The organism is Achromobacter sp. Root565 (genome assembly GCF_001427425.1).
GTDB lineage: Bacteria > Pseudomonadota > Gammaproteobacteria > Burkholderiales > Burkholderiaceae_B > Achromobacter > Achromobacter spanius_D.
Map to the genome: position 1 here is coordinate 3149732 of NZ_LMGO01000001.1, position 26735 is coordinate 3176466.

Below are 26735 nucleotides of genomic sequence, written 5' to 3' on the forward strand. Positions count from 1 at the left end.
CCTTATGGGCGGATGCTAGAACAGATACTTTATCCCCATCGAACCGCCCACCGCGCGCAACCCTGACGTGCCGCCCAATCCCTGCTCAGCGCTCAACTGCACATTGACGAAGGTGTTCTTACCCGCCCGCCGGTCGTAGCCCGCCGACAGGCCCACGCGCGATCCGTCCAGCTTGTTCTCGAATGTGATGTCGCCTTGCGTCAGCGTCTGGTACGAACTGGACGATTTTCCGAGCGTGTGCCGGTAACTCAGCATCAGCCAACCGTGGTGTTGCGCGTCCTCCTGCTCGCCCCAGTCTTTCGACAGCTTCAGGCTCACGCGCGAATGCACCGCATGGGATTTCGGCAGCGTCACCCGGCCAAGATCGTCATCGCTGTCGCGCAGCTTGACGTGCTGATACATCAACTGAGCCTGGGGTTCGAGACGAAGCCCATTGGACTCGTCGCCAATGTCGAACGCCTTGCCGGCTTCCGCCGACAGCGCCGCGCCCCATCCTGACGTCCGCATCGACATGCCGCCGGGCTCTCGCGACTGGGTTTTCACGCCGTAACGGCTGAACTGCGTGACGAAATCGGCATACCCCCCCTTGCCGTCCAACATCGTGTAGTAGGCGCCAAAGCCATACATCGTCTGATCGCTGCGACCGGCATCGATCGTCGACCGAGTGGAGGCCTGATAGTGATCCACCTGAGTGCGGGAAACCATGGCCGTGCCGAACACGCCGAGGCTGTTGCGGCGAACCCCCTTGTTGGTCACGAACAGGTCCGTTCCCACCTGCAGGCCGCCCAGCGTTGTGCGGCTGGCGACCTGGGATTGCAGAATGCCCCGCGGCGCGCCATCCCGGTTCTCCCAGCCCCCCAGCGTTCTTGCCCAGGCGTACGGGTACACCTTCCGAGCCACCGTTTCTGTGGCTCCCATGCGTTCGACGAACGTCCCCATCGCCAGTTCGGACTGCCGCAGGGCTTGGCCGCCCAGCTGCGAGTAAATGGAGACTTCGGGACGGACCTCGCTGATCAAGTACCAGTTGTTGGCAAGTTCGGGCGTGCCATCCTGCGCACCATGCGCCAGCACATAGCGGAATGCGCCGCCCCGCGGGCCCTGACCCGGTGTGTGCTGGAACGCGTTGTCTGTGCTGGCGCCGGCCTTGACCACCAGAAAGCCGTTTCCACTAAAGGGATCGCCGAAGTCGCCGTCGGTGTTGAGCGTCAGGTTGGTCAGCCCCGTCGCCCCCGCGTTCAAGGTCAGGTAATCCACGGTGCCGGACGAGGTTGGAATCATGTGCAGCTGCACTTCACCGCCGCCGCCCACCAGGTTGTTGGCGGTGAACGTTCGGCCGATCTCATCGTTGGTCCATTCAGCGGGCGGCGCAAAGGCGACGCTGCCGGCAAGCCGAAGTTCGTTGACGGTGCTGAGGTTGGCGCCTTGCGCGGGGTTGGAAGCGTCGGTCAGGATGTTCCATTGGCTGGAGGCGTCAATGGCGAGATCCGGTCCATCCACCCAGCCATCGAGCGTGGCGCCGTTGGCCAGCCCCAGGCCCGCACCGCCGGCACCCACAACCCTGGCGACCGCATGTTCGGCCTGGCCCAACGTCGTGCCATCGATGACCAGCGCGCCATCGTCCACCCGCGTGATGCCGGTATAGGTGAGCGGCCCGGTCAGCGTGGTCGTGCCCGATCCCGCCTGCCGCAGTTCGCCCGGGCCGGAGATGGCGTTCGTCATGATGACAGCGTCGGCACGGTTTATCGCCAGGAAGGCGTTGTTCTCGAACGCGCCCGATCCCAGCGATCCGACGGTCTGGCCCGCACCGAGCTGCAACACGCCGTCGTCGATCACCGTTGTGCCGGAAAACGCATTGTCACTATCGATGATCCACGTCCCGGCGCCGGTCTTGGTAAGCGTGCCGAATCCGCTGATCGTTCCTTGCATCACGGATACCGTCCCCGCCACCGTGCGGACCGCGCCGTCTCCCGTGAACTGCATGTCGCGCTGCGAGGTGAGACCGGTGTCCAGTTGCACCCCGCCGCCGTTGAAGGTAAGGGCGCCTGCGGCATCGCCCAGGCTGGCGTCGTCGGCGATCGCGAGCCATCCGCCCGACAGGGTCCAGGGCATGAGCCCCTGGCTGGGCGTGCCGGTGAGCGTCCAGGTTCCGGCCGACGTTTTCTCGAAGGCGTCGAAGCCCAGATATTGAGCCTGCGGACCGCTTCCGATCAGGCTGACATCAAAGGCCAGCGCCGCCCCCCCATCCAACCTAAGCGTATTCTTGCCGCCAGATTCCGTGGCGTCGAGCAGGCCGATAATCTGACTGCCCGCCTGGAGCACCAAAGTGGAGTCACGGGCGGTCGCCGAATATTTGATGGCGGTGTGCTGGTTCACGGGCCCCTGCGAAATCGTTCCTGAATTGACGATCTCGGAGTTGGCGCCGGTTACATAGACGCCGTGACCACTGCTACCCCCGGCGCCACCCGCCGGGCCGCCGGCATGACCAGTGCCGTTCCCCCCATACCCGCCACTACCGCCGGGTGCGCCTCCCCCGCCACCGCCGCCACCATAGCCTTCATTTACGCGTCCGTTGCCCCCGTTGATGCCGGGCGCGCCGCCGGCAATACCGCCCGGCCCGCCAACGCCCGGACTTTGGCTCTTGAACAACCCCTGGCCAGCCGACCCGCCGGAGGTGTACGTGCCAGCGCCGCCGCCACCTCCGCCTGCATAGGGATTTGCCCCGGGGAGATCGCCACCGCCAGGCAAACCGTCTTCTCCGCCATTACCGCCGTCTCCGCCGTAGCCCGTTCCATCGGGCCCACCGGGGTTGATGTCGGCACCGCCCCCTCCGCCCCCGCCAGCGCCGCCGCCTTCGCCCCCCCCGCCATCGCCACCGCGACCGCCGTCACTGACCGCTCTTGTGCTATAGCTGCCGCCACCGCCACCACCGCCACCACCGCCCTTTCCGCCACTGATCGACCAACCGTCGTTGTGCAGGATTACGCCGTCGCCAGAGATGATGATGCCGTGCCCGCCTCCCCCACCCGCTCCGCCCGCGCCACCGTCAAAGTTGCCGGGCCCGCCCCCACCGCCGCCGCCGCCTCCGCCGCCTGGCGCCCCCTCGATGTCGTCATAGGTCGTGTACGACGTCGTGAGATCCAAGGCGGCATACCCATCCTCGCCATCGCCGCCGTTGCCTCCATTGACCGCTCCCCCCACGCCACCAGTCCCTGCGGCGCCAACGATCAACGCGTGGGCAGCGGGATGGTGGGACATGCCAAGGGAAAGCAGGGACAAGCCAAAGCACAGCTTGAGCGCAAGGTGCCGCGTCTTGATAGATTGAGCGGGTGCTGAGTCGGCATGTCGGGAAGTCGTCCGGAAATCCGTGTTCATATTCTCGTGATCCTGGGTGTTGGATTGACGCGCGCGTGACGGTTTCGACCTGGAGCGCGCATGTCGCCCCAAGCCTTGCTCGAACACTTGGCGTTTGATGAAATCGACGGAGATTGGGCTTTCCGGCTGCCCGTTGAATCGTGCGATTTATGGAATCGTGCGATTTATGGAATCGAGCGATTTATGGAATCGAGCGACGGTATTTGCTGGTGTGGCCAGCGCAGCGTCAAAGCCTGTCTCATCGGCTCGATTGATTCTCTATTGGCGACCCAGATTCGCCCAGAGTACGATTGCTCCAATAGCCCGACAGTCGCGCCCAGAATCAATATCAGAGCGAAGTCGGACTTATCCCGCTTGCGAATATCGCAAAGACAGCCCATACGGACGAAGGCATGCGAGCGAGCCTGCGGGATCGGGAGTTTGATTGAGCTTGTTGCCGGCGCCGCGGACCGGTTGGAGGGAGATCACGATACGGCCATGTGGCGCCTGGTATCGCCGGGCCATGTACCCGAGCGTGGCAAACCCGGCTGGTGCGGGTTCAGACCCGTTGCGGATCTGCTTGACGCCTGCGCCAAGGAAGCGATGGCGCGCCCGACAGGAATCGAACCTGTATCAAGAGCTTCGGAAACTCTCATTCTATCCATTGAACTACGGGCGCAGCGCAAGGAGGCGGTATTGTACCCAGTTTTACGCGATCTGCATGAAGTGGATCAAATCTTCCGGCAAACTCATCGAAAACCCGTTCCTTCTCATTGGACGATCGTCCCTGACACCGTTATATAATCCAGCGTTTGCTTGCAGGCGGGCATGAGTTGCCGCCGACTTGTGCAGTTCTGATTTTCTGTTGCCGCCGCCAGGCGCCCCCGGTACCCGTTAGCAGGATTTGGTCATGAGCAACGAGCAGGAACACATAGAAGAGCACGCCTCCCCCATCAAGACCCCGAAGCAACTGATCGTCACGATCGTCCTCGCCTTCGTGGTTCCCATCGCCATCATCATCCTTCTGGTGAACATGGTCGTCACCGGCACCAAGACCGGCGCCGGCTCGGATGCCCTGTCCGGCGAGGCCGTTGCCCGGCGGATCGCACCCGTGGCGGGATTCGAACTGGTTGACGCCAACGCACCCAAGGTCTTCAAGACCGGCGAACAAGTCTTTGCCACCGTCTGTACGGCCTGTCACACCGCCGGCGTGGCTGGCGCACCCAAGCTGGGCGACAACGCCGCGTGGGCGCCCTTCATCAAGGCTGGCTACGACGAGATGATGAAAGTCGCGCTGCACGGCAAGGGCGGCATGCCCGCCAAGGGCGGCAACCCGGCCCTGTCCGACTACGAAGTCGCGCGCGCCGTGGTGTACATGGCCAACAAGTCCGGCGCCTCGCTGCCGGAACCCGCGGCCCCCGCTGAAGAAGGCGCCAAGAAGGAAGGCGAAGCCGCAGCCGCGCCCGCCCCCCAAGCCGCTGCACCGGCCGCAGCAGCGCCGGCTGCCGCAGCGCCGGCTGCCGCAGCGCCGGCTGCCGCAGCACCGGCTGCCGCAGCACCTGCCGCTGCCGCACCCGCTGCCCCGGCCCCCGCCCAACAGGCTGCCGCCGTCAATCCGGCCGGCGAAAAGCTCTACAAGACGGCCTGTTTCGCGTGCCACGCCACGGGTGTCGCCAATGCGCCCAAGTTCGGCGACAAGGCCGCCTGGGAGCCCTACATCAAGACCGGCATGGACGCCATGGTGAAGGTCGCCATGACGGGCAAGGGCGCAATGCCTCCCAAGGGCGGCGCCGCCAACGCCTCCGAAGAAGACATCCGCGCCGCCGTCCAATACATGGTGGACGCCGCCAAGTAATACCCCGCCGGCAAGACAGGCAACAAAAAGCCCCTCGATGATTCAAGGGGCTTTTTTGTGGCCGCAACTTCTTCATACGTTGAAAAGGTGTCTGACACCCGTTGAGAGACCGCCGCACATTGACGACCATCTCGCCTGGGTGTCAGACACCTTGCCGTTCAGCGATCAGTCCGCCGTCGACTTCAGCAGCGACATGCCCAGTTGAACGCGGCGTTGCAGCCACAGGCTCGGGCGGTAACGGGTGTCGCCCGTGACGCGCTGCATGCTCTTCAGGATTTCCAGGATGCGGTCGGCGCCCAGCTTGTCGCCCAGGGCCAGCGGGCCAGCGGGATAGCCCAGGCCCAGCGTCACGGCCAGGTCGATGTCTTCCGGCGTGGCGATCTTCTGCTGCGCGATGTCGCAGGCGATGTTCACGATGTGCGCCACGATGCGCTGCGCGATGAAGCCAGGCGAATCCTCGATCACCGTGACGGGCACGCCATCGGCGGCCAGCAGTGCATGGGCGGCGTCGCGCCACTTGTCCTCGGTGGCGGGCGAGACCATGATCGTGCGGCGCTTCGCGCCGTCGAACGCATACAGCGTATCCAGGCCGACCGTGCGGCCCGCGTTCAGGCCTTGCGCCGAGACGCTGGTGGACACGTCTTCGCCGAACGGCGTGACCAGGATCAGCGCATCGGCGTCAGGCGTGGAGCCTGTGACCAGCGTGCCGCCCAGCTTTTCAACCAGTGCGGACGCGCGGGCGTAGCCTTCGCCGTGCTTTGGGCTGACCCAGACTTTCAGGCCTTCGGGCAGCGCGGGCGCTGCCGCTTCGGCCGGCACCTGCTTCTGGCCGTCGGCATAGACGTAGAAGCCTTCACCCGCCTTGCGGCCGATCAGCCCGCCCGCCAGGCGCACGGTGGTGATCGGCGACGGGCGGAAGCGCGGCTCGTCGAAGAATTGGCGGTAGATGGATTCCATCACCGGATGCGAGACGTCGAGCGCGGTCAGGTCCAGCAGTTCGAACGGTCCCATGCGAAAGCCGGCCTGCTCGCGCATCACGGCATCGACCTGGGCGAAGGTGGCCACGGCCTCCTGCGCCACGCGCAGGCCTTCGGTATTCATGCCGCGGCCGGCGTGGTTGACGATAAAGCCGGGCATGTCCTTGGCGCGCACGGGCGTGTGGCCCATGCGGCGGGCCAGCTCGGCCAGGGCGTCGCCCACTTCCGGCGCGCTGCGCAGGCCATCGATGACTTCAACCACCTTCATCAGCGCAACCGGATTGAAGAAGTGATAGCCGGCCACGCGTTGCGGCCGCTTGCAGGCGGCCGCGATGGCGGTGATGGACAGGGACGAGGTGTTGGACGCCAGGATGCAGTCGTCGGCAACCACGCCTTCCAGCGCCGCGAAAAGGTCCCGCTTGACGTCCAGCCGCTCGACGATGGCCTCGACCACGAGCTGGCAGTTCGCCATGTCGGTCAGGGCGGTGGCCGATTCGACGCGTTCAAGGGCAGCTTGCGCGTCGGCCGCCGTCAGCTTGCCCTTCTGGGCCAGCTTCTCCCAAGTCTGGCGCAAGGATTCGCGCGCGGCCGCGATGGCGTCGGTGCTGGTGTCGTACAGACGCACGCGCAGGCCGGCCTGCGCCGCGATCTGCGCGATGCCGCGCCCCATGGCCCCGGCGCCCACGACGCCGATGGTTTGAATCTCCGTCATCAACTATCTCCTGCCTGTATTGGAATGAATCGTGCGCCTGGCGCGGCGCGGCATACGCAGAAGGCGGCCAGGCCGCCTCGCGCGCGCGTCAGGACCGGCTCTGGGCCAGCGCCTGGATTTCTTCGGCCGACAGCCCCAGCTTTTCGGACAGGACCTGTTCGGTGTGCTCGCCCAGCATGGGCGGCGCGCGGCGGTACTCGACCGGACTGCCGGAAAACTTCAGCGGGCTGGCGGCCACGGGCACGGTGCCGGCAGCCGGATGGGGCAGCTCGCGCTTCATGTTGCGGGCCAGGACGTGGGGGTCTTCGTAGACCTGGTCCAGCGTGTTGATGGGACCGGCCGGCACGCCCACGCCTTCCAGCGCGGCAAGCCAGTGGTCGCGCTCGCCGGTGGCCATGCGTTCGGCCAGCAGCGGCACCAGTTCCTCGCGGTTCTTCACGCGCTGCGGATTGGTGGCAAAACGCGGGTCAGCGGACAGCTCGGACAGGCCGATGGCGCCGCAGTAGTTGCGGAACTGACTGTCGTTGCCCACCGCCACGATGAGGTGACCGTCGCTGGCCGCGAACACCTGGTAGGGAACCAGGTTCTGGTGCGCGTTGCCGGCGCGGCGAGGGGCCACGCCGGAGGTCATGAAGTTCAGGTTCTGATTGGCCATCATGGCGACCTGGCAATCCAGCAGCGCCATGTCGATGTGCTGGCCCAGGCCGCTGCGCGCGCGCTCGTGCAGCGCGGCCAGGATGCCCACGGTGGAATACATGCCGGTCATCAGGTCGGCCACGGCCACGCCGGCCTTTTGCGGACCGCCGCCGGGCAGGTCGTCGCGCTCGCCCGTGATGCTCATCAGGCCGCCCATGCCCTGGATCATGAAGTCATAGCCGGGACGGCTGGCGTACGGGCCGGTCTGGCCGAAACCCGTGATCGAGCAGTAGATCAAGCGCGGGTTCAGTTCCTTCAGGCTCTCGTAGTCCAGGCCGTACTTGGAAAGCCCGCCGACCTTGAAGTTTTCCACCAGGATGTCGCTTTGCAGCGCCAGCTCGCGCACCAGCTCCGCGCCGCGCGGCGACGCGATGTCCAGCGCCACCGACATCTTGTTGCGGTTGGCCGACAGGTAGTACGCGGCTTCGGTGGTGTCGTGGCCCGCTTCGTCCTTCAGGTACGGAGGGCCCCAGGCGCGCGTGTCGTCGCCCGAGCCGGGCCGTTCGATCTTGATCACCTCGGCGCCGAGGTCGGCCAGGTTCTGGGTGCACCAGGGACCCGCCAGCACGCGGGTCAGATCCAGCACGCGTATGCCGGTGAGGGGAGCGGGACGTTGCGACATCGGTAATCTTTTCGCTAGAAAGGGAAATGAGAACTTCCGGCCCCGCGAGCAAGCGCCGGGCGGACTGGGATTCCGTCATGCCAGAAGGCGGCCCGCCGGGGCCGCCTTCCGATCAACATTCGTCAGACTGGATATTAGCCTCTCGAACGCGTTGGCCGGACCTCTGGCGGCGGAAAGATCAGGAATGCGCCTTGATGGTCTCGCGCGCGATCACCAGTTGCTGGATCTGCGAGGTGCCTTCAAAGATGCGGAACAGGCGCACGTCGCGGTAGAAGCGCTCCACCGCGTACTCGGACATGTAGCCCGCGCCGCCGTGGATCTGCACCGCGCGGTCGGCGACGCGGCCCACCATTTCGGTGGAGAAGAGCTTGCAGCAGGCGGCCTGCATGGTGGTGTTTTCGCCGCGGTCGCGCATGCGGGCAGCGTCCAACACCATGCAGCGGGCCGCGTAGAGCTCGGCCTGGCTGTCGGCGATCATCGCCTGGATGAGCTGGAATTCGGCGATGGGTTGGCCGAACTGCTTGCGCTCGGTGGCGTACTTCACGGCGTCGCGCAGCAGGCGGTCGGCGATGCCGACGCACAGCGCGGAAATATGCAGGCGGCCCTTGTCCAGCACGCGCATGGAGGTCCGGAAGCCGTTGCCCTCTTCCCCGCCCAGCAGCGCGCTGGCAGGCACGCGGCAGTTGTCGAACACGACGTCGCTGGTCAGCGCGCCGGCCTGGCCCATCTTCTTGTCCGGCTTGCCGATGATGAGGCCCGGCGTGCCGGCTTCGACCAGGAAGCACGAGATCGAATTGGCGCGGCGCTCAGGCGCGGTGCGCGCCATCACGGAGAACAGGCCGGCGATGGGCGCGTTGGTGATGTAGCGCTTGGTGCCGTTCAGCACATAGAAGTCGCCATCACGCTCGGCGGACAGGCGCAGCGCCATGGCGTCGGAACCGGCATCGGGCTCGGTCAGCGCGAAGGACCCGATGAGCTCGCCGCTGGCCAGCCTGGGCAGGTAGTTGGCGCGCTGTTCGTCGGTGCCGGCCAGGACGATGGCCTGTGAGCCGATGCCGATATTGGTGCCGGCCAGCGAGCGGAAGGCGGGCGAGGTCTGGCCCAGTTCAAAAACCACGCGGACCTCTTCTTCCATCGTCAGGCCCAAGCCGCCGAAGTCCGGCGAGATGGACAGGCCGAACAGGCCCAGGTCACGCATTTCGTTGACGATGTCCGGCGGCACTTCGCCGCTGGCGGCCAGTTCGTCCTCGGCGGGAATCAGGCGTTCGTGGACGAAGCGGCGGACGGCGTCGATCAGGAGGTTCAGGGTTTCGGTGTCGAGGGCCATGATGGAAGTCTCTTTGAGCGGATACAGGTCGGGGAATGGGTGTGGCGGCGGGCTCAGGCGCGCATGCCGCCCACCAGCAGATCGAAATAGCCGTCGGCGATGGACTCGGCGCTGTCGCCCTGGCCGGGCTTGTACCAGCGCACCATCCAGTTCAGCATCGACAGCACGGCGCGGCCGGTGGCGGCCACATCCAGCGGACGGAACGCGCCGTCGGCAACGCCCTGCGCGATGACCTCGCGCAACTGCTTTTCGTAGTTGTCGCGCAGGCGGGCGGCATCGTCGCGCTCGGAAAGCGCCATGCCGGAATAGCCGATCAGCATCGTCACGAACTGGGCGTGGTGCTGCTCGAAATACCGGGCATGCCCCACCATGAAGGCGCGCAGGCGGGCCGCCCCGCCCTCGGCGCCGGCCACATCGCGGCCGACGGTGTGCGTCAGGCCCTCCAGCACCTCGAGGATGATGGCGTCGTAGATGTCCTGCTTGGTGGGGTAATAGTGATAGATGGCCGCCTTGGACACACCGATGGCGCCGGCCAGGTCGGAAATCGAGCTACCGTCGTAACCGCTGCGCGCGAACAGCTTGGCGGCTTCTTCCAGAATGCGTTCGCGCGGGGCGGCCAGAGTGGGCGGCCGGCCCGCGCGGGCACGTTTCTGAACGGGTTGGGGGGTGATGCCCATGGACGCCTTTGGCAGGGGCCGCGCGGGGGCCGACGGGTTCTGGCGAACCGCAATTGACAGCCCTTCCGCGCATGCCGTTAAATAAAGATTAATTAATTACCGGACGGTCGGTAGGTAATTAATATACTCCAAAAACCTAGGACGAGACGACGCCCCATGCCCCATCCCCTCGTGACTGATTTGTATGGCCAGATGTCCCTGCCGGTCATCAGCGCCCCGATGTTCATCGTCTCCAATCCCAAGCTGGTCATCGCCCAGTGCACGAGCGGCATCGTGGGGTCATTTCCCGCGCTGAATGCGCGCCCGCAGACGCTCCTGACCGACTGGCTCGACGAAGTGCAGGCCGGCCTGGCGTCATACCGCGAGGCCAATCCCGGCGCCCGCGTCGCGCCGTTCGCCGTCAACCAGATCATCCACCAGTCCAACGACCGCCTGGAGCAGGACCTGGCCGTGTGCGCCAGCCACCGGGTGCCGCTCATCATCACCAGCCTGCGCGCCCCCGGCGACCTGGTGAAGGGCGTGCACGACTGGGGCGGCAAGGTCTTCCATGACGTCACCACGATCCGCCACGCCGAAAAGGCGCTGGAAGCCGGCGTCGATGGCCTGATTCTGGTGTGCGCGGGCGCGGGCGGCCATGCCGGCACGCTCAGCCCCTTCGCGCTGATTTCCGAGGTGCGCCGCTTCTACGACGGCCCCCTGATCCTGTCGGGCGCCATCACCTCGGGCGCGCACATCCTGGCCGCGCAAGCCATGGGCGCGGACTTCGCCTACATGGGCACGCGCTTCATCGCCAGCGAGGAAGCCAACGCCAGCGACGGCTACAAGTCCGCGATCGTCGAGGCCAGCGCGTCGGACATCCTGTACACGCCCTTCTTCACCGGCATTCCGGGCAACTATCTGAAAGCCAGCATCGCCGCCGCGGGCCTGGATCCGGCCAACCTGCCCGCGCCGGACACCGGAGCGTCCAATTTCGGGACCACCCGAGTCAAGCCCTGGAAGGACATCTGGGGCGCCGGCCAGGGCGTGGGCGGCATCGCTAGCGTCGAACCCACCAGCAAGATCGTCGACACGCTGCGGCATGAATACGCCGAGGCAAAGGCCCGCCTGGCCGCGGGACCGCACGCATGAGCGCCGGCCTGAAGGTGGCGCGGGATGGCGCCGTCCTCACGCTGACGATCGACCGCCAGGATCGCCGCAATGCGCTCGACACCGCCACCTATGCCGCGCTGACCGAGCAGATTTCCCTGGCCAGCGCGGACGTGGCGGTGTCGGCCGTCATCCTGACGGGCGCGGGCGAACACTTCACGGCGGGCAACGACCTGCGCGACTTTCAGGCCGAACGCGGAGCGGGCGACAGCGCCGGGCTGACGTTCCTGCGCGCGCTGACCACGGCCGACGTGCCGGTCATCGCCGCGGTCGAGGGCTACGCCATCGGCATCGGCGTGACGCTGCTGCAGCATTGCGATTTTGTCCACATCGGGGAAGGCGCGACCTTGCGCATGCCGTTCGTCGCCCTGGGGCTGTGTCCGGAAGGCGCGTCCAGCCTGCTGATGCCGCGCCTGGTGGGACGGCGGGCAGCGCAATGGCTGATGCAGGGCAAGGCGTTTTCCGCCCAGGAGGCGGAGGACGCCGGCCTGGCTACGTCGGTGACGCACAAGGGGCAGGCGATCGCCGCCGCACAGGCCACCGCCGCCGACCTGGCGCGCCAGCCGCCGGCCGCCCTGCGCCTGACCAAGGCCATGATGAAGCGGGCGGACCGCCAGGCCATCCAGGAGACGCTGGACTACGAAGCCCAGCAGTTCCGCGCCCGCCTGCAGACCGAAGAGGCGCAGGCGGCATTCGCCAAGTTCTTCAAGAAATAACGCGTCAGAACGGCGAGTCGGGCCGGAAGTTCGGCGCCCGGCGTTCGCGCAGGGAATTGATGCCCTCGCGCACGTCCGGGCCGCCAAAGCCCATGAATTCCAGCGCCAGCGACGTGTCGAAGGTCGGTCCGGCCATGCGCAGCCAATTGTTCAGCGAATACTTGGTCCAGCGGATCGCCGTCTGCGATCCGGCCGCCAGCTTGTTGGCCACCTCGAACGCCTTGGCGATCAGCTCGGCCTCGTCCACGCACAGCGACACCAGGCCGATGCGTTCGGCTTCCTCGCCCGACACCGTCTCGCACAGCATCAGGTAGTACTTCGCCTTGGCCATGCCGCACAGCAGCGGCCAGACGATGGCGGCATGGTCGCCCGCCGTGACGCCCAGCCGGGTGTGGCCGTCGATGATCCGCGCGTCGCGCGCCGCGATCGAGATGTCGGCCAGCAGGCCGGCCACCAGCCCCGCCCCCACCGCCGCGCCGTGCATGGCCGACACGATCGGCTTGCTGCAATTGATGATGTTGTAGACCAGGTCGCGCGCCTCGCGCCAGACGCGGGTGCGCACGTCGAAGTCGTCCGCCATCTGCTGCACCAGATCCAGATCGCCGCCGCCGGAGAAGCCCTTGCCCTCGCCGCGGATCACCACGACCCGCGTGTCCGGATCGGTATCGATGTCGCGCCAGATGTCGGCCAGTTCCCGGTGCATCCGGTCGTCGGCCGTGGACAGCTTGCCCGGCACGCCGCCCTTGGCGCCCATGATCAGTTCCAGCACGCCGCCCGGGTGGCGGCGCAGCTTCAGGGATTCGTAGGCCGAATAGTGTTCCAGCGTGATGTCGGTCATTGTCTGCTCCGGGTCTCGTCTTTGGTTGTTCGCGCCCCGCCCCAAGGCGGCCGCGTTTTTGCGCACTATAGTGGATACGGCCGACCCGCCATGACGATTTCCCCCCGGAGCCTCACCCCATGAACACCCCCGCCGTTCCCATTGACCGCGCCGCGCTGCCCGCCCTGTTCGCGCCTCGCGCAGACGACTCGCACAAAGGCAGCTTCGGCACCGTGGGCGTGGTGGGCGGCGGTCCCGGCATGACGGGCGCGGCCCTGCTCGCCGCCCGCGCCGCCCTGAAGACCGGCGCCGGCAAGGTGCTGGTGGGTTTCGTGCAGGAAACGCTGCCCCTGCCCTGCGACCCGTTGCAGCCCGAACTGATGCTGCGCGACTTCCGCTCGCTGCTGGAAGAGGACTGGGGCGTGACCGCCTGGGTCGCCGGCTGCGGGATCGGCACTGGCGCGCTTCCCGCCAACGCCCTGTCCGAATTGTTCGTCCTGCGGCGGCACGCGCCGCTGGTCCTGGACGCCGACGGCCTGAACCTGCTCGCCCGCGGCGAAATCCGTCCCACTTGGGGCGCGGGCCCCGTCGTGCTGACCCCGCACCCGGCGGAAGCCGCCCGCCTGCTGGGCGTCGGCACGGACGCCATCCAGCGCGACCGCCCCGCCGCCGCCCGGCAACTGGCGCAGCGCTTTCAGGCGTGGGTGGTGCTTAAGGGCGCCGGCACGGTGGTGTGCGCCCCGGACGGCGGCCTGCACATCAACACCACCGGCAATCCGGGCCTGGCGACTGCCGGAACCGGGGACGTATTGGCCGGCATGCTGGGCGGCCTGATCGCACAGAAGCTGCCGCTGGACCAAGCTGTGCTCGGCGCTATCTGGCTGCACGGCGCCGCCGCCGATGCCCTCGTCGCCCAGGGGGTCGGCCCCATCGGCCTGACGGCCGGCGAGCTTGCCGACGCCGCCCGCGCCCTGCGCAACCAGGGCTAAGTCCATGTCCCGCAAACATTTTTACAACATACTAGGGTTTTCCCTAAAAAGAGCATTGCTATTGTTCTAGGGTTATCCCTATAATGGTTTACCCCATGACGAAACGGACTGGAGCCAAACCATGAGCGAACTGACCCTGAACAACACTGCCCGCCTGACCGACGCGCTGGAGCGTGACCTGCTCCGCGGCGCTCTCGAAAACCAACCGAATTCTCACCCGCTGACCAGCCTGAAGAAGGCTGGTCAATCCGTAGCAGCCGCTGTTGCCGCCGTCTTTGCCTTCATCGACGAAGTGAACGAATCGATGAACAAGGCTCGCGCCGCCAGCTCGCGTTTCTCCGGATCGCAGTGGTAATAACAGCCGCGCCAGGCTGAATCGCGACCGATCTCCCGCGAATCAGCCTGGCGCGCTGCCGTTGCAGCGCCCGCCTGGCCCTCCCCAGGCGCCCGCCGCAACGTTTCGGCGCCCGTCCCCTCACCGGCGCCATCGCGTCGTAAGCGGTCCCAAGAGGGACCGCGCGACGCCCTCTCTCCCTTCCCTCTCGGCGTTTTCCCTAGCGCCCCGATTGCCGCTGCGCATTGACAGCGCGCGAACCCCCTACCGATAATCGGCCCCTTGCCGTCGTGCCCTGGCGACAATTCCCCGCAAGCCCCCTGGCCGACGCAGTCGTCCCCTGGCGCGCGTGGCCGCCTGCACGATCCGGTTCGTTCCCCATCCGGAGTTGTCACCATGAAGTTGCGCACCACCCTGGCCCTTGTGGCCGCCGCCATTCCCCTGGCAGCCGCCCAAGCCCAGACGCTGAAGATCGGCCTGTCGGCCGAACCCACCTCGGCGGACCCCCACTATCACAAGATGACGCAGAACGACGCGTTCTCCGCGCACGTCTACAACTCGCTGGTGGGCCGCAGCGCCGACATGAAGCTGGTGCCCCAGCTTGCGACTTCCTGGAAGAACCTGGACGACCTGACCTGGGAATTCAAGCTGCGCGACGACGTCAAGTTCTCGAACGGCAAGCCGTTCACCTCCGAAGACGTGCTGTTCACGATCTGCCGCACGCTGAACAACGAAACCAACGTGTCGCAGTCCTACATGGACATGACCAAGCGCATCACCGACGTCCAGACGCCGGACGCGCACACCGTCATCATCAAGACGGGCGAACCCTTCCCCCTGATGCCGGCAGAATTGGCCCGCTCGCTGCCGATCATCTGGAACGGCATCGTCGAACACGGCAAACTCACGTACGACCCCAAGAAGGGTTGCGGCGTGACGGGCGCCTGGCCCACAGTGGTCGACTTCAACAACGGCAAGGACGCCATCGGCACCGGCCCCTACATGCTGAAGTCCTACGTCAAGGGCACCGGCATCGAGCTGGTCCGCAACGAGAACTACTGGGGCGAGAAGCCGCACTGGAAGGAAGTGAAGTTCGTGCCGGTGCCCTCCGCCGGCCCGCGTCTGACCGGTCTTCTGTCCGGCGACTTCGACATGATCGAAAACCCCGCCGCGCGTGACCTGCCGCGTCTGAAGGACAATCCGAAGTTCGGTTTCGTGGCCACGCCGTCCACCCGCCTGGTGTTCTTCCAGCCGGACGTGGGCCGCAACCCGAGCCCGTTCGTCAAGAGCGCCGACGGCAAGAACCCGCTGCAGGACCTGCGCGTGCGCAAGGCCATCAACATGGCCATCGACCGCAAGACCATCACCGCCCGCATCATGGACGGCATGGCGACCCCGGCCTTCCAGTTCATGCCCGACGGCATGTTCGGCGCGCTGCCCAAGGCCCCGGAAATCAAGTACGACCCCGAAGGCGCCAAGAAGCTGCTGGCCGAAGCCGGCTACCCGAATGGCTTTGAACTGACGCTGTCGTCCACCAACGACCGTTACGTCAACGACGGCCAGGTCGCCCAAGCCGTGGCACAGTATCTGTCGCGCGTCGGCATCAAGACCAACGTGGACGCGATGACCGCCTCCATCTACTTCCCCAAGCGCGCCAAGCGCGAGTTCAGCTTCTCGATGGGCGGCTGGCCGGCGGAAACGGGTGAAGCATCGGCGCTGTTCCAATTGTGGGTTGCCACGCTGGATTCGCCCGTCAGCCTGGGCACCAGCAACTACGGCGGCTTCTCGAATGCCGACTTCGACAAGGTCTACAAGCAGGCCATCGTGACGGTTGACCCCGCCAAGCGCGAAAAGCTGCTGCAGGAATCCACCCAGATCGCCCTGGACAACGTGCCGCTGATCCCGCTGCACTTCGAAAGCAGCATCTGGGCCTTCCGCAAGGGCATCTCGTACGAAGGCCGCCGCGACCAGTACACCCTGGCCACCTCGGTCAAGCCCGACGCCAAGTGAGCCGGCAGGGCTGAGTAAAGAAGAAACGGCTGCCTCGCGCAGCCGTTTTGCCTTCTGCCGGCGCAATTACGCCCCGCTTTACCCGAGCCCCCCGCCCCATCCCCTACAATCGTCTCGCTTCATCGGAACCGTCATGCCCACGTCTTTGCCCCCGTCTTCGTCCGCCCCTGCCCCCCGTCCTTTCCTGTTGGCCTGTCCGGACTTGTCGGCCGAGCGCTTGGGCAACACCGATACGCCCGGCGTCTGGCATTTCGATTCCGGTGCGCCCGGCAAGCGGGTGATGCTGAGCGCGCTGATCCACGGCAACGAGCTGTGCGGCGCCTGGGCGCTGAAGGACCTGCTTGCCGCCGGCCTGCGCCCGCGCCGCGGCACGCTGACGCTGGCGTTCTGTAACCTGGCGGCCTTCGACCGCTTCGATTCCCGCAATTACGCCCCCGCGCGCTTCGTGGACGAAGACATGAACCGCGTCTGGAGCGAGGACAAGCTGTCCGCGCCGATCACGCAAGAGCGCCGCCGCGCCGCCGAACTCCGCCCGTGGGTGGAAGAGGCCGACTGGCTGCTGGACTTCCACTCGATGAGCAATTCCGACGTGCCGCTGCAGCTGACCGGCCTGGAACAGCGCAACATCGATCTGGCGCTGTCCCTGGGCAATCCCGCCACCATCATTGCCGACGCCGGCCATGCCGCCGGCGTTCGCATGCGCGATTTCGGCCGCTTTGGCGAAGCCGGTGACAACGGCACTCGGTCCCTGCTGATTGAATGCGGTTTCCACGGCGCCCCCGAGGCGCGCGGCGTGGCCGCCGATCAGATGGCGCGCTTTCTGGTGCAGGCCGGCACGGTGGACCGCAGCGACATCCCCACCGCCTGGTTCGCGCCCGGCGCCCCCCTGCAGCGTGCGCTGCGCGTCACACACGCCGTCGCCGCCAAGAGCGCCGACTTCCGTTTTGCCGAGGCCTGGAAGGGGCTGGAGATGCTGCCCCAGGCAGGCACCGTCATCGGCTGGTCGGAAGGCGAACCCGTCACCACCCCGTACGACAACTGCGTGCTCATCATGCCGTCCACCGCCAACCTGCGGCCCGGCGTCACCGTCGTGCGCCTGGCACAGCCGATTGCCTGACGAACGGCCTGCCAACCCCCCGGCTTTTCCCCAACCCTGAGCCCACCAAGGAAATCATCTCGTGGCCTTGTTCATCCTACGCAGACTGATACAGAGTCTGTTCGTGCTGCTGGCCGTGTCGGTCGTGGTCTTTTTCGCGGTGTATGCCGTGGGCGACCCGATCGAACTGCTGGTCAGCCCTGAAGCCAGCCAGGCCGCGCGCGAGGCGATGATCGCCCGCCTGGGCCTGGACCTGCCCGTGTGGCAGCAGTACACCGGGTTCCTGTGGCGCGCGCTGCACGGCGACCTGGGCACCTCGTTCGTGCACGGCATCCCGGCGATCGAACTGATCGTGCAGCGCATTCCGGCCACGTTCGAGCTCGTGATCGTCGCGATCATGCTGACCTGTGTGATCGGCATTCCGCTGGGCCTGGTCGCGGGCCTGTACCGCGATGAGTACGTGGGCCGCGGCATCATGGCCTCGTCCGTGCTGGGCTTTTCGCTGCCGAACTTCTGGCAGGGCATGATGCTGATCCTGCTGTTCGCCGTCTGGCTAGGCTGGCTGCCGGCCACCGGCCGCGGCGACACGGTGACCGTGCTGGGCGTGCGCCTGTCCATCCTGACCGCCGACGGCTGGTCGCACCTGATCATGCCCGCCATCAACCTGGCGCTGGCGAACATCGCCCTGGTGCTGCGCCTGACGGCCTCCGGCGTGGTGGAAGCCCGCAGCCAGGACTACGTGAAGTTCGCGCGCGCCAAGGGTGTCAAGCCCGGCCGCATCGTGCGCCGCCATATCCTGCGCAACATCCTGATCCCGGTGGTCACGGTGATCGGCATGGAGTTCGGCACGCTGATCGCCTACTCGACCATCACCGAGACCGTGTTCGCATGGCCCGGCATGGGCAAGCTGCTGATCGACAGCGTGTACCAGCTCGACCGCCCCGTCGTCGTTGCCTACGTGATGCTGGTCACGCTGATCTTCGTCATCATCAACCTGGTTGTCGACATCCTGTACGCCGCGCTCGACCCGCGCGTGCAGCTCGTGGCCCCCGCTCATTGAACCGCCATGGCTAACTCTCCCAATCCCGGCCGCACCCGCACCGTCCAGCCTCTGGCCGAGACGCCCCGGCGCGCCGCCATTCTGAAAAAACTGCATGCGCGCCCCACGGTGCGCGGCTCCGTCATCGCGCTGTCCGTCCTGATCATCCTGGTGGTCTTCGCGCCTTTCTTTGCGCCGCAGAATCCGTACGATCTGGCCAACCTGTCGCTCATGGACGGACGCCTCGCACCACGCCAGGCGTTGATGGACGGCAGCATCGCGTGGCTGGGCACCGACGATCAGGGCCGCGACATGCTCAGCGCCATCCTGTATGGCCTGCGCATCAGCCTGATGGTGGGCCTGTCCGCCGTCGTGCTGGCAACCGCCATCGGCGGCGCGATCGGCCTGGTGGCCGCCTACATCGGCGGCTGGGTCGACACCGTGCTGATGCGCATCGTCGACTTCATCCTGGGCTTTCCGACCATTCTGGTGGCGCTGGTGCTGCTGGTGGTGCTGGGCCGAGGGGTCGACAAGGTGATCCTGGCGCTTGTCCTTGTGCAATGGGGGCACTACGCGCGCATCATGCGCAGCCGCGCCCTGCAGGAACGCCGCAAGGAATACGTCGAGGCCGCCGCCAACCTGGGCTTTCCGGCCTGGCGCATCATGCTGTTTCACCTCCTGCCCAACTGCCTGGGCCCGGTGATGGTGTTCGCCACCATCCAGATCGCCACCGCGATCGCGCTGGAAGCGACGCTGTCGTTCCTGGGCGTGGGCGTGCCGATCACCGAACCGTCGCTGGGTCTGTTGATCTCCAACGGCTTCCAATACCTGCTGTCGGGCGACTACTGGATCAGCCTGTTCCCGGGCATTGCGCTCCTGGTTCTCATCCTCTCCATCAACATCGTGGGCGATCGCCTGCGCGAAGCCCTGGACCCGCGCCGAGCATGAGCGACATTCTTCTTGATGTGCGCGGCCTGCGCACTGCATTCCATACCGAGGCCGGCGCGTGGCTGGCGGTCGACGGCGTCGATCTGACCGTGCGCCGTGGCGAGATCGTGGGTCTGGTGGGCGAGTCCGGTTCGGGCAAGTCCGTTACGGGCTTTTCGCTGCTGGGTCTCATCGACCCGCCGGGCGAAGTCGTCGACGGCGAGGTGAAGTTCAAGGGTACGGACCTGCGCAAGCTGTCCGAAGAACAGATGCGCCAGCTTCGCGGCAATCGCATCGCCATGATCTTCCAGGATCCGCTGATGACGCTGAACCCGGTGCTGCGCATCGGCGAGCAGATGATGGAAGCCATCCTGACGCACGAGGACGTGCCACGCGCCCAGGCCGAGGAACGCTGCCGCGAGGCGCTTGCCATGGTCGGCATTCCGTCGCCGGAGACGCGCTTGAAGAGCTATCCGCACGAATTCTCGGGCGGCATGCGCCAGCGCGTGGCGATCGCCATTGCGATGCTGAACAAGCCCGACCTTATCATCTGCGACGAGCCCACGACCGCGCTGGACGTCACCATCCAGGGCCAGATCCTGTACCGCATGCAGCAGATCTGCCGCGAGCACAACACGGCGCTGATCTGGATCACCCATGATCTGGGCGTGGTGGCCGAGCTGGCGGACCGGGTGGCCGTGATGTATGCCGGCCGCATCGTGGAAAGCGGCCCCGTCGAACAGGTGCTGGATGCGCCGCGCCACCCCTATACCCGGGGCCTGCTGGACTCCATGCCTGGCGCGACACAGCCGGGCGCGCGCCTGCACCAGATCAACGGCATGGCGCCCAGCCTTGCCGGCCGTCCGTCGGGCTGTGCGTTCCGGCCGCGCTGCACCAACGCGGTCACGCGCTGCACCGAGCAAGCCCCCTCCGTCACCACCGAAGGTTCGCGCAGCTATCGCTGTTACGTGCCGATCGCCCGCGAGGCACAGTAAGCCATGAGCCAAGCCGATACCCCCGTCATCGAGCTCAAGAACGTCCACAAACGCTTCGAGCAACGGCCTGACCTGGCCCAACGCATCCTCGCCCTGACCGGCCGCCCCATCGACCGCCGCACCGTGTACGCAGTGAACGGCGTGGACCTGTCCATCAAGCGCGGCGAAGTCGTGGGCCTGGTGGGCGAGTCCGGTTGCGGCAAGTCCACGCTGGGACGCGTCGTGGCCGGCCTGCACCGCCAGACCGAAGGCGAGCTGCTGTACCAAGGACAGGACGCGAACCGCCTGCGCGGCGCCGGCAAGCTGGCGTACACGCTCGGTGTGCAGATGATCTTCCAGGATCCGCAGGCGTCGCTGAACCCGCGTCAGCGGCTGCGGCAGATCCTGGGCGAGTCGCTCAAGGTCCACAAGCTGGCGCCGCCTGCCGATATTCCCGGCCGCATCGACCAGGCGCTTACGGAAGTGGGTCTGGACACGGAATACCGCGACCGCTTCCCGCACCAGATCTCGGGCGGCCAGCGCCAGCGCATCGGCATCGCCCGCGCGCTGATGGTGGCGCCCAAGTTCCTGGTCTGTGACGAACCCGTCGCCGCGCTGGACGTGTCGATTCAGGCGCAGGTGATCAACCTGTTCATGGACCTGCGCGAGCAGCACGGCTTCACGTACCTGTTCATCAGCCATGACCTGGGCGTGGTCAAGCACATCTCGGACCGCGTCGCGATCATGTATCTGGGTAAGATCGTCGAGATCTCGACGTCTGCCGAAATCTTTGCCCGCGCCAACCACCCATACACGCAGGCCTTGATGGCTGAAGTGCCGGACGTGGCGCGCCGCGGCCGCAAGTTCACGCCGATCAAGGGCGAGATTCCGTCGCCGCTGAATCCGCCTTCCGGCTGCACGTTCAATCCCCGTTGTCCCCACGCGATGCCGCGCTGCCGCGAAGTGGCGCCGGCCCTGAAAGAAATCTCGGCCGGCCACTGGTCGGCCTGCCACCTGAACGAAGCGAGCGCCTGATGAAACCTTCCGATATGTCCAACGTGGACCGCATCGCCATCGAAATGGGCCACGCCGGCCGCAACGCCATCCTGTACGTGGACGAGGACCGCAACCACGACCGTCCGTTCAAGCTGCAGACCTACCGCCCCTACGGCTACACGCCGGACCGCCCGGTGGTCTTCGTGCAGCACGGCGTGCTGCGCAACGGCGACGAATACCGGGACTTCTGGGTCGAGGCCGCGGACAAGCACAAGCTGCTGATCGTGGCGCTGACCTTCTCGAACGAGATCTGGCCGGGCGTTGAGAGCTACAACAACGGCCGCGTGTTTTCGGCCGGGGGCAATCCGCGCCACATCGATGGCTGGACGTACGCGCTGGTGGGTAACGTCATCAAGGACATGATCGCCGGCGAAATCACCGACGGGCAGAACGTCTACCTGTTCGGCCACAGCGCGGGCGGCCAATTCGTACACCGCCTGATGAGCAGCCAGCCGCATGCGCACTTCAAGGCAGTGACGGCGGGCAATCCCGGCTGGTACACGCTGCCGACGTTCGATCATCCCTATCCCGAAGGCATGGACGGCGTGGGGCTGACCGAGGATCATCTGGTGAAGCTGCTGGCCTACCCGATGACGATCCTGGCGGGCGACAAGGACATCGAGACCAACGATCCCAACCTGCCGTCCGAACCCGCCGCCATGCGCCAGGGCCCGCACCGCTTTGCCCGCGCGCAGAACTACTTCGAGTTCGGCCGCAAGGAAGCCGAGCGCCGCGGCGTGCCGTTTGGCTGGAAGCTGCAGGTGGTGCCCGGCATCGGCCACGACGGCCGCGCGATGTCGGCCGTCTGCGCCAGCCTGTGGTTCGACGGCAAGATGCCCGACGATGCCGAACTGGCCCGTCTGGCCGGCCAGCAGGTCGCCTGAATCCCTTTTCCATTGCTGAAATCCGATACCGCCATGTCCAACACCCAAAGCACTGAACAGATCGTCGCCGGCATCCAAGGCTGGCTGAAATGCGAGTCGCCGTCGAACTTCCCGGAAGGCATCGCCGCGATGGCGCGCATCATCGCCGACTACGCGGCCGCCGCCGGCCTGACGGTGGAGCTGTCGTCGCTGGGCCCCACGACGGGGCCGCTGCTGTACGCGACCAACCGCGCGCCGGGCGATACGCGTCCCGGCATCCTGATCCTGGCGCACATGGATACGGTGCATCCGGTCGGCACGCTGCTGGAGAACCCGGTGCGTATCGACGGCGACCGTCTCTACGGACCGGGCAGCTATGACATGAAGGCGGGCATCTATCTGGCGCTGACGGCCCTGGCGGGCGTGGCGCGTCCGGGTGCGACGCAACTGCCGGTGGACTTCCTGGTGGTCCCGGACGAAGAAACGGGCAGCCACGCGTCGCGGGCGCACATCGAACGCTTCGCTGCGAACGCGAAGTACGCGCTGGTCTGCGAACCGGCCCGCCCCAACGGCGGCAAGTGCGTCACGGCGCGCAAGGGCACGGGCATGCTGAACCTGAACGTCAAGGGCCGCCCGGCCCACGCGGGCATGCAACACGAGAAGGGCCGCAGCGCTATTCGTGAAATGGCGCATCAGGTGCTGGCACTGGAAGCCATGACCGACTACGACCGCGGCATCACGGTCAGCGTGGGCACGATCGCGGGCGGCACGGTCACCAACACGGTCCCGGCGCTGTGCCGCTGCGTGGTGGATTTCCGCGTGCCGGACATGGGAGCCGCGGAAGACGTGCTGCGCCGGATGCGTGAACTGTGCGCGGTGGGTCCGGACGTTGAACTGGACATCGACGTGGAACTGAACCGTCCGCCGATGGTGAAGACTGAGGAGGCGGCTGCGTTGCTGGCCTTGGTGCAGGGCTTTGCGGACCGCGCGGGCTTTCTGCTTGAGGATGCGCCGATGACGGGTGGCGGCAGCGATGCCAACTTCACGTCGGCCATGGGTATTCCGACGCTCGATGGGTTGGGAGCTGATGGGGATGGAGCGCATACGTTGAATGAGTATGTGCTGGTGTCTACGTTGGAGCAGCGGTTGAAGTTTTGGGAATTGCTGCTGCGGGATTTGGCTTAAGTTTTTTTTCTTGGGCAGGTTGTGCGAAGGGTTCAGTTCTTTGGACGCCCGGCGCGGCGTGGACCTGGGGCGGGCGGCCTTCGGGGACTTACGCGGTGTCTTGCGTCGTGGCGATGACGCTTCGCGTGTGGCTGCTTCTGCCCCAGGTGTCTGACACCCTGGTGAGATTCGCTTCGTACCATGTGCGTCTCCCAAGGGTGTCAGACACCGGCAGCGGCAGACGCTCTCGCCCGGCTCAGGCACAGACGGCATTAACCGTCAATTGAACTCCAGTGCCCGCTGGGCCGCGCGTACGGGTCGGCAAGTCCCCAGGTGTCTGACACCCTCCCCAGGTGTCTGACACCCTGGTGAGATTCCCGTCATACCATGAGCGTCTCCCAAGGGTGTCAGACACCGGCAGCGGCAGACGCTCTCGCCAGGTTCAGGCACAGACGGCATTAACCGTCCATCGAACTCCAGTGCCCGATGGGCGGCGCGTACGGGGGTCGGCAAGTTGTGGCTCTCCAGGTGTCTGACACCCTGGTGAGATTCACGTCATACCATGTGCGTCTCCCAAGGGTGTCAGACACCGGCAGCGGTGGGTGTCTGACACCTAGTTGAAGCCCCAGACGCAGACAAAAGACGCCGCCACCCGAATACCACCAACATCCAAGCCCATTCGCCTAGAATGTCGCCCACCAAAATCGCCATCACCCTCCCCCATGCACGCCGCCCCCACCAGCGCCATCGCCTACGGCCTAGCCACCTTAGCCGCCGACGGCACCATCCTTGACACCTGGTATCCGCGTCCCTCGATCGCCGACAACGCCCCGCCCACCGGGACGCGTCATCTGACGCCGGAGGAAGCCCGCGCCGCGCTGGGCGAGCACGTTGCCACGGCCCTTGTCCGGGACACGCGCCGCAAGGTCGATATCGTTGCCGTGCGCACCGCCATTTCATCGCTCGACGAACCGCCCGTCGATGCCCATGACGCCTATCTGCGTCTGCATCTGCTCAGTCACCGGCTCATCCGGCCGCATGGCGCCAATCTGGATAGGTTGTTTGGCGTGCTCGCCAACGTCGCGTGGACGTCGGTGGGGCCGTGTGCGGTGGATCAGGTCGACGCGCTGCGTTGGCATCTGCGCGCCACCGGGCAAGTGCTGGAGATTCGCGGCGTGGACAAGATTCCGCGCATGACCGATTACGTCGTGGCCAGTGGCGTGCGCATCGCGGACACGGCGCGCGTGCGGCTCGGCGCGCATCTGTCGCCGGGCACTACCGTGCTGCATGAAGGGTTCTGCAATTTCAACGCTGGCACGCTCGGCGCGTCCATGGTCGAAGGCCGCATCAGCGCGGGCGTGATCGTGGACGACGGCACCGATATCGGCGGCGGCGCGTCGATCATGGGGACCATGTCGGGCGGCGGCAAGCAGGTGGTGTCCATCGGCAAGCGTTGCCTGCTTGGCGCCAATTCGGGTATCGGCATCTCGCTGGGCGACGACTGCGTGGTCGAGGCCGGCTGCTACGTCACCGCCGGCACGCGCGTACTGACACCGGAGGGCGCGGTGGTCAAGGCCGTGTCGCTGGCGGGCCAGCACGGGCTGCTGTTCCGCCGCAATTCGCAGACCGGCGCGGTGGAAGCGCTGGTGCGCACCGCAGCGTGGGGCGCGTTGAATCCCGCGCTGCATGCGGGCCACTGAATGGAATATGGCCGCTGCGAGCGGCCATATCAGTGATGCGCCGTGCGCTCGGTCCCCCGAGCCGGCGCCTGGGCGTCAGGCGTATTCCGCCGTTTGCCCCAACTGGTTGTACACCAGGTTGACGAAAAGATCGGAACTCAGGATGCGCGCGACGCGGCATGAGAAAACCGTCTTGCCGCTGTCGTCCTGCAGGGTGACCGTGTCGGTCCAGTCATTGAGATCGATGGGCTGCAGCGACTCGTAGGGCCACGTGACGCCGTCGAGGTGCAGGCCTTGCGCCGACAAGGACACTTCGCGCGTTTCGAAGTCCGGAAAGGTGCCGCCGGTGACATAGCGGAACGTGACGCGCTCGCCCTGCTCCGTCAGCGTCTCCAGAACCGGCAGCCGGCGCGCCACGTAGTGCGAGCGGAAGGCGTCCATGAAGGCGGGAAATTCGTCGACGCCAGCGGCAACCGTCCAGGCGCCTTGCGCAGGGCTGCGGTATGCCAGACGGTCGGCGGATCCTGCTGCCGTGTCCGGCTGGCCGGTGTACAGGCAAAGGTCCTGGATGTCCGCAAAGGCGGTGTAGATACGGGCGCCGCCTTCCTGGCTGACAACGCCGTTTTCGTGCAATTCAAAGCAATCCGGGGCGCTCCCCGTGCGGGTAAACACCGCGAATGCGTCTAGGGCCTGCGGGGTTTCTCTATCTGTCATGCAACTTCCTGATTGAATTGGGGTGCTCTCGCGGCCCAGGACGTCGCAATGTCTTGCGAGCCGTATTCTCCCCCATATGAGAAATACGTGCTTGATGACCCCAATTCCGGCACTTTGAACGAAAATCACTCGCCCGGCGGAATCGGCGCGAAACGCAGGTGCTGCACGTCGCCGCGTCCCGCGATGATCGCCGTGGACTCGGGCACTTCTTCCCAGACACCGGCCATGTCCGACAGCGGCTCGGACAGCAGCAGAAAGGCGTCGTCGTCCATGGCGGCGATCTGCGCGTTGTCCGGGTAGAGTTCGCGCAGGTGACGCACGCAGGTGTTGTGAAACAGCGTGCGCGAGTCGCCTTCGCTGGAATAGCGCACCGCGATCAGCCGCTCGCCGTCCAGCGCGCACACCGTCATGTTGATGGGATGCGCCACGCCATGGCGCCGGCCGGTTTCCTCGACGGCGCCGACCATGCGGGCAAGTGCGGGGATCGGATCCTCGTCCAGGCCGAACGTAAGCGCCAGAAGGAACATCACCTCGGAATCCGTGGAGCCTTCCAACGATCCGAAATACGCGGGCGCGATCATCAGCATCAGATCACGCCGCAGCAGCGGGTAGTCGCGAATAAGGCCGTTGTGCACGAACAGCCATTGCCCATGGCGAAAAGGGTGGCAGTTGGTCTCTTGCGCGGGCGTGTCGGTGGCGGCGCGGATGTGCGCGACGAACAGCGGCGCGTGGATGGCGCGGGCCGCCTCGCGCAGATTGCGGTCGTTCCACGCCGGATGCACGCTGCGATAGCGGAACGGCGGTTCGCTGGGCCGGCCTTCGACGCCGCGGCTATACCAGCCCAACCCGAAACCGTCGCCGTTCGTGGTGGTGGCGCCCAGGCGGGAATGCAGGCTTTGTTCGATCAGAGAGTGCTTGGCCTTGAACAGCACGCTCTCCATCTGCAGGGGACTACCGGTGTAAGCCAGCCAACGGCACATGATGCGCTCCTTCG

22 protein-coding genes and 1 tRNA gene are annotated in these 26735 nt (G+C 66.2%); 14 read left to right on the plus strand and 9 right to left on the minus strand.

All coding sequences use genetic code 11. The annotated features are described in order from the left end of the window. Positions 1-15 precede the first annotated feature (15 nt). Positions 16-3372, minus strand: coding sequence for an autotransporter outer membrane beta-barrel domain-containing protein (locus tag ASD71_RS28230; protein WP_200949399.1), 3357 nt, complete (start codon positions 3370-3372; stop codon positions 16-18). A 583-nt stretch (positions 3373-3955) separates the two neighbouring features. Further along, positions 3956-4030 (minus strand) — tRNA-Arg (locus ASD71_RS14120). Positions 4031-4261: 231 nt separating this feature from the next. On the opposite strand from ASD71_RS14120, the gene ASD71_RS14125 reads away from it, so the two are divergent. Beyond that, positions 4262-5206 (plus strand): cytochrome c5 family protein, encoded by a 945-nt coding sequence (locus ASD71_RS14125; protein WP_056564828.1) that lies wholly within the window; start codon positions 4262-4264, stop codon positions 5204-5206. A 165-nt stretch (positions 5207-5371) separates the two neighbouring features. On the opposite strand, the gene ASD71_RS14130 is transcribed toward ASD71_RS14125, so the two are convergent. The 4 genes from ASD71_RS14130 to ASD71_RS14145 all read right to left on the minus strand — a co-directional run bounded on the left by ASD71_RS14130 (position 5372) and on the right by ASD71_RS14145 (position 10217). Beyond that, positions 5372-6895 carry a 3-hydroxyacyl-CoA dehydrogenase gene (locus tag ASD71_RS14130; protein WP_056564831.1) on the minus strand — a complete coding sequence of 508 codons (1524 nt, stop codon included), beginning with the start codon at positions 6893-6895 and terminating at the stop codon, positions 5372-5374. An 88-nt stretch (positions 6896-6983) separates the two neighbouring features. Next, positions 6984-8213, minus strand: a complete 1230-nt coding sequence (locus ASD71_RS14135) for a CaiB/BaiF CoA-transferase family protein (protein WP_056564835.1) — start codon at positions 8211-8213, stop codon at positions 6984-6986. A gap of 178 nt (positions 8214-8391) precedes the next feature. Continuing rightward, positions 8392-9540 (minus strand): acyl-CoA dehydrogenase family protein, encoded by a 1149-nt coding sequence (locus ASD71_RS14140; RefSeq protein WP_056564840.1) that lies wholly within the window; start codon positions 9538-9540, stop codon positions 8392-8394. Between the two features lie 53 nt (positions 9541-9593). Next, a complete protein-coding gene (locus ASD71_RS14145; RefSeq protein WP_056564843.1) occupies positions 9594-10217 on the minus strand; it encodes a TetR/AcrR family transcriptional regulator in 624 nt (207 codons plus the stop codon). A 156-nt stretch (positions 10218-10373) separates the two neighbouring features. Between ASD71_RS14145 and ASD71_RS14150 the strand changes: the two genes are divergently transcribed. Continuing rightward, complete coding sequence (locus tag ASD71_RS14150; protein WP_056564846.1) at positions 10374-11345, plus strand: nitronate monooxygenase family protein; 972 nt, start codon at positions 10374-10376, stop codon at positions 11343-11345. After that, a complete protein-coding gene (locus tag ASD71_RS14155) occupies positions 11342-12079 on the plus strand; it encodes an enoyl-CoA hydratase-related protein (RefSeq protein ID WP_056564849.1) in 738 nt (245 codons plus the stop codon). Before ASD71_RS14150 ends, ASD71_RS14155 begins: the two co-directional genes overlap by 4 nt. A gap of 4 nt (positions 12080-12083) precedes the next feature. Here ASD71_RS14155 and ASD71_RS14160 read toward each other — a convergent pair whose 3' ends face one another. Further along, complete coding sequence (locus ASD71_RS14160; protein WP_056564852.1) at positions 12084-12917, minus strand: enoyl-CoA hydratase/isomerase family protein; 834 nt, start codon at positions 12915-12917, stop codon at positions 12084-12086. A 119-nt stretch (positions 12918-13036) separates the two neighbouring features. Between ASD71_RS14160 and ASD71_RS14165 the strand changes: the two genes are divergently transcribed. The 11 genes from ASD71_RS14165 to dapD all read left to right on the plus strand — a co-directional run bounded on the left by ASD71_RS14165 (position 13037) and on the right by dapD (position 25048). Beyond that, the gene (locus tag ASD71_RS14165; RefSeq protein WP_056564855.1) at positions 13037-13885 is read left to right on the plus strand and encodes an NAD(P)H-hydrate dehydratase; all 849 of its coding nucleotides are present in this window, start codon (positions 13037-13039) and stop codon (positions 13883-13885) included. A 121-nt stretch (positions 13886-14006) separates the two neighbouring features. Beyond that, the gene (locus tag ASD71_RS14170) at positions 14007-14240 is read left to right on the plus strand and encodes a hypothetical protein (protein ID WP_008161006.1); all 234 of its coding nucleotides are present in this window, start codon (positions 14007-14009) and stop codon (positions 14238-14240) included. A gap of 375 nt (positions 14241-14615) precedes the next feature. Beyond that, complete coding sequence (locus ASD71_RS14175; protein ID WP_056564858.1) at positions 14616-16229, plus strand: ABC transporter substrate-binding protein; 1614 nt, start codon at positions 14616-14618, stop codon at positions 16227-16229. Positions 16230-16362: 133 nt separating this feature from the next. Then, positions 16363-17346, plus strand: coding sequence for a succinylglutamate desuccinylase/aspartoacylase family protein (locus ASD71_RS14180; RefSeq protein WP_056564861.1), 984 nt, complete (start codon positions 16363-16365; stop codon positions 17344-17346). Between the two features lie 61 nt (positions 17347-17407). After that, positions 17408-18385: an ABC transporter permease gene (locus tag ASD71_RS14185; RefSeq protein WP_056564864.1), complete on the plus strand. Its 978-nt coding sequence runs from the start codon at positions 17408-17410 to the stop codon at positions 18383-18385. Between the two features lie 6 nt (positions 18386-18391). Next, positions 18392-19312 carry an ABC transporter permease gene (locus ASD71_RS14190; RefSeq protein ID WP_056564867.1) on the plus strand — a complete coding sequence of 307 codons (921 nt, stop codon included), beginning with the start codon at positions 18392-18394 and terminating at the stop codon, positions 19310-19312. After that, positions 19309-20286 carry an ABC transporter ATP-binding protein gene (locus ASD71_RS14195; RefSeq protein WP_056564870.1) on the plus strand — a complete coding sequence of 326 codons (978 nt, stop codon included), beginning with the start codon at positions 19309-19311 and terminating at the stop codon, positions 20284-20286. Before ASD71_RS14190 ends, ASD71_RS14195 begins: the two co-directional genes overlap by 4 nt. 3 nt (positions 20287-20289) lie before the next feature. After that, a complete protein-coding gene (locus ASD71_RS14200; protein ID WP_056564873.1) occupies positions 20290-21300 on the plus strand; it encodes an ABC transporter ATP-binding protein in 1011 nt (336 codons plus the stop codon). Then, entirely contained in the window at positions 21300-22205 is a 906-nt protein-coding gene (locus tag ASD71_RS14205) for a hydrolase (protein ID WP_056564875.1), read from the plus strand. Before ASD71_RS14200 ends, ASD71_RS14205 begins: the two co-directional genes overlap by 1 nt. A 33-nt stretch (positions 22206-22238) precedes the next feature. Next, on the plus strand, positions 22239-23369 hold the full coding sequence (locus ASD71_RS14210) for a M20 family metallopeptidase (protein WP_056566913.1): 1131 nt from the start codon (positions 22239-22241) through the stop codon (positions 23367-23369). A gap of 701 nt (positions 23370-24070) precedes the next feature. Next, positions 24071-25048: a 2,3,4,5-tetrahydropyridine-2,6-dicarboxylate N-succinyltransferase gene (gene dapD, locus ASD71_RS14215; protein ID WP_056564878.1), complete on the plus strand. Its 978-nt coding sequence runs from the start codon at positions 24071-24073 to the stop codon at positions 25046-25048. A 75-nt stretch (positions 25049-25123) separates the two neighbouring features. On the opposite strand, the gene ASD71_RS14220 is transcribed toward dapD, so the two are convergent. Further along, a complete protein-coding gene (locus ASD71_RS14220; RefSeq protein ID WP_056564881.1) occupies positions 25124-25741 on the minus strand; it encodes a hypothetical protein in 618 nt (205 codons plus the stop codon). Positions 25742-25866: 125 nt separating this feature from the next. Beyond that, a complete protein-coding gene (locus ASD71_RS14225) occupies positions 25867-26721 on the minus strand; it encodes a class II glutamine amidotransferase (RefSeq protein ID WP_056564883.1) in 855 nt (284 codons plus the stop codon). Between the last annotated feature and the right edge of the window lie 14 nt (positions 26722-26735).

What these genes read in the sequence shown, in the direction of transcription:
- ASD71_RS28230 (WP_200949399.1), bottom strand. Translation starts at nt 3,372, where the DNA reads ATGAACACGGATTTCCGGACGACTTCCCGACATGCCGACTCAGCACCC.
- ASD71_RS14125 (WP_056564828.1), top strand. Translation starts at nt 4,262, where the DNA reads ATGAGCAACGAGCAGGAACACATAGAAGAGCACGCCTCCCCCATCAAG.
- ASD71_RS14130 (WP_056564831.1), bottom strand. Translation starts at nt 6,895, where the DNA reads ATGACGGAGATTCAAACCATCGGCGTCGTGGGCGCCGGGGCCATGGGG.
- ASD71_RS14135 (WP_056564835.1), bottom strand. Translation starts at nt 8,213, where the DNA reads ATGTCGCAACGTCCCGCTCCCCTCACCGGCATACGCGTGCTGGATCTG.
- ASD71_RS14140 (WP_056564840.1), bottom strand. Translation starts at nt 9,540, where the DNA reads ATGGCCCTCGACACCGAAACCCTGAACCTCCTGATCGACGCCGTCCGC.
- ASD71_RS14145 (WP_056564843.1), bottom strand. Translation starts at nt 10,217, where the DNA reads ATGGGCATCACCCCCCAACCCGTTCAGAAACGTGCCCGCGCGGGCCGG.
- ASD71_RS14150 (WP_056564846.1), top strand. Translation starts at nt 10,374, where the DNA reads ATGCCCCATCCCCTCGTGACTGATTTGTATGGCCAGATGTCCCTGCCG.
- ASD71_RS14155 (WP_056564849.1), top strand. Translation starts at nt 11,342, where the DNA reads ATGAGCGCCGGCCTGAAGGTGGCGCGGGATGGCGCCGTCCTCACGCTG.
- ASD71_RS14160 (WP_056564852.1), bottom strand. Translation starts at nt 12,917, where the DNA reads ATGACCGACATCACGCTGGAACACTATTCGGCCTACGAATCCCTGAAG.
- ASD71_RS14165 (WP_056564855.1), top strand. Translation starts at nt 13,037, where the DNA reads ATGAACACCCCCGCCGTTCCCATTGACCGCGCCGCGCTGCCCGCCCTG.
- ASD71_RS14170 (WP_008161006.1), top strand. Translation starts at nt 14,007, where the DNA reads ATGAGCGAACTGACCCTGAACAACACTGCCCGCCTGACCGACGCGCTG.
- ASD71_RS14175 (WP_056564858.1), top strand. Translation starts at nt 14,616, where the DNA reads ATGAAGTTGCGCACCACCCTGGCCCTTGTGGCCGCCGCCATTCCCCTG.
- ASD71_RS14180 (WP_056564861.1), top strand. Translation starts at nt 16,363, where the DNA reads ATGCCCACGTCTTTGCCCCCGTCTTCGTCCGCCCCTGCCCCCCGTCCT.
- ASD71_RS14190 (WP_056564867.1), top strand. Translation starts at nt 18,392, where the DNA reads ATGGCTAACTCTCCCAATCCCGGCCGCACCCGCACCGTCCAGCCTCTG.
- ASD71_RS14195 (WP_056564870.1), top strand. Translation starts at nt 19,309, where the DNA reads ATGAGCGACATTCTTCTTGATGTGCGCGGCCTGCGCACTGCATTCCAT.
- ASD71_RS14200 (WP_056564873.1), top strand. Translation starts at nt 20,290, where the DNA reads ATGAGCCAAGCCGATACCCCCGTCATCGAGCTCAAGAACGTCCACAAA.
- ASD71_RS14205 (WP_056564875.1), top strand. Translation starts at nt 21,300, where the DNA reads ATGAAACCTTCCGATATGTCCAACGTGGACCGCATCGCCATCGAAATG.
- ASD71_RS14210 (WP_056566913.1), top strand. Translation starts at nt 22,239, where the DNA reads ATGTCCAACACCCAAAGCACTGAACAGATCGTCGCCGGCATCCAAGGC.
- dapD (WP_056564878.1), top strand. Translation starts at nt 24,071, where the DNA reads ATGCACGCCGCCCCCACCAGCGCCATCGCCTACGGCCTAGCCACCTTA.
- ASD71_RS14220 (WP_056564881.1), bottom strand. Translation starts at nt 25,741, where the DNA reads ATGACAGATAGAGAAACCCCGCAGGCCCTAGACGCATTCGCGGTGTTT.
- ASD71_RS14225 (WP_056564883.1), bottom strand. Translation starts at nt 26,721, where the DNA reads ATGTGCCGTTGGCTGGCTTACACCGGTAGTCCCCTGCAGATGGAGAGC.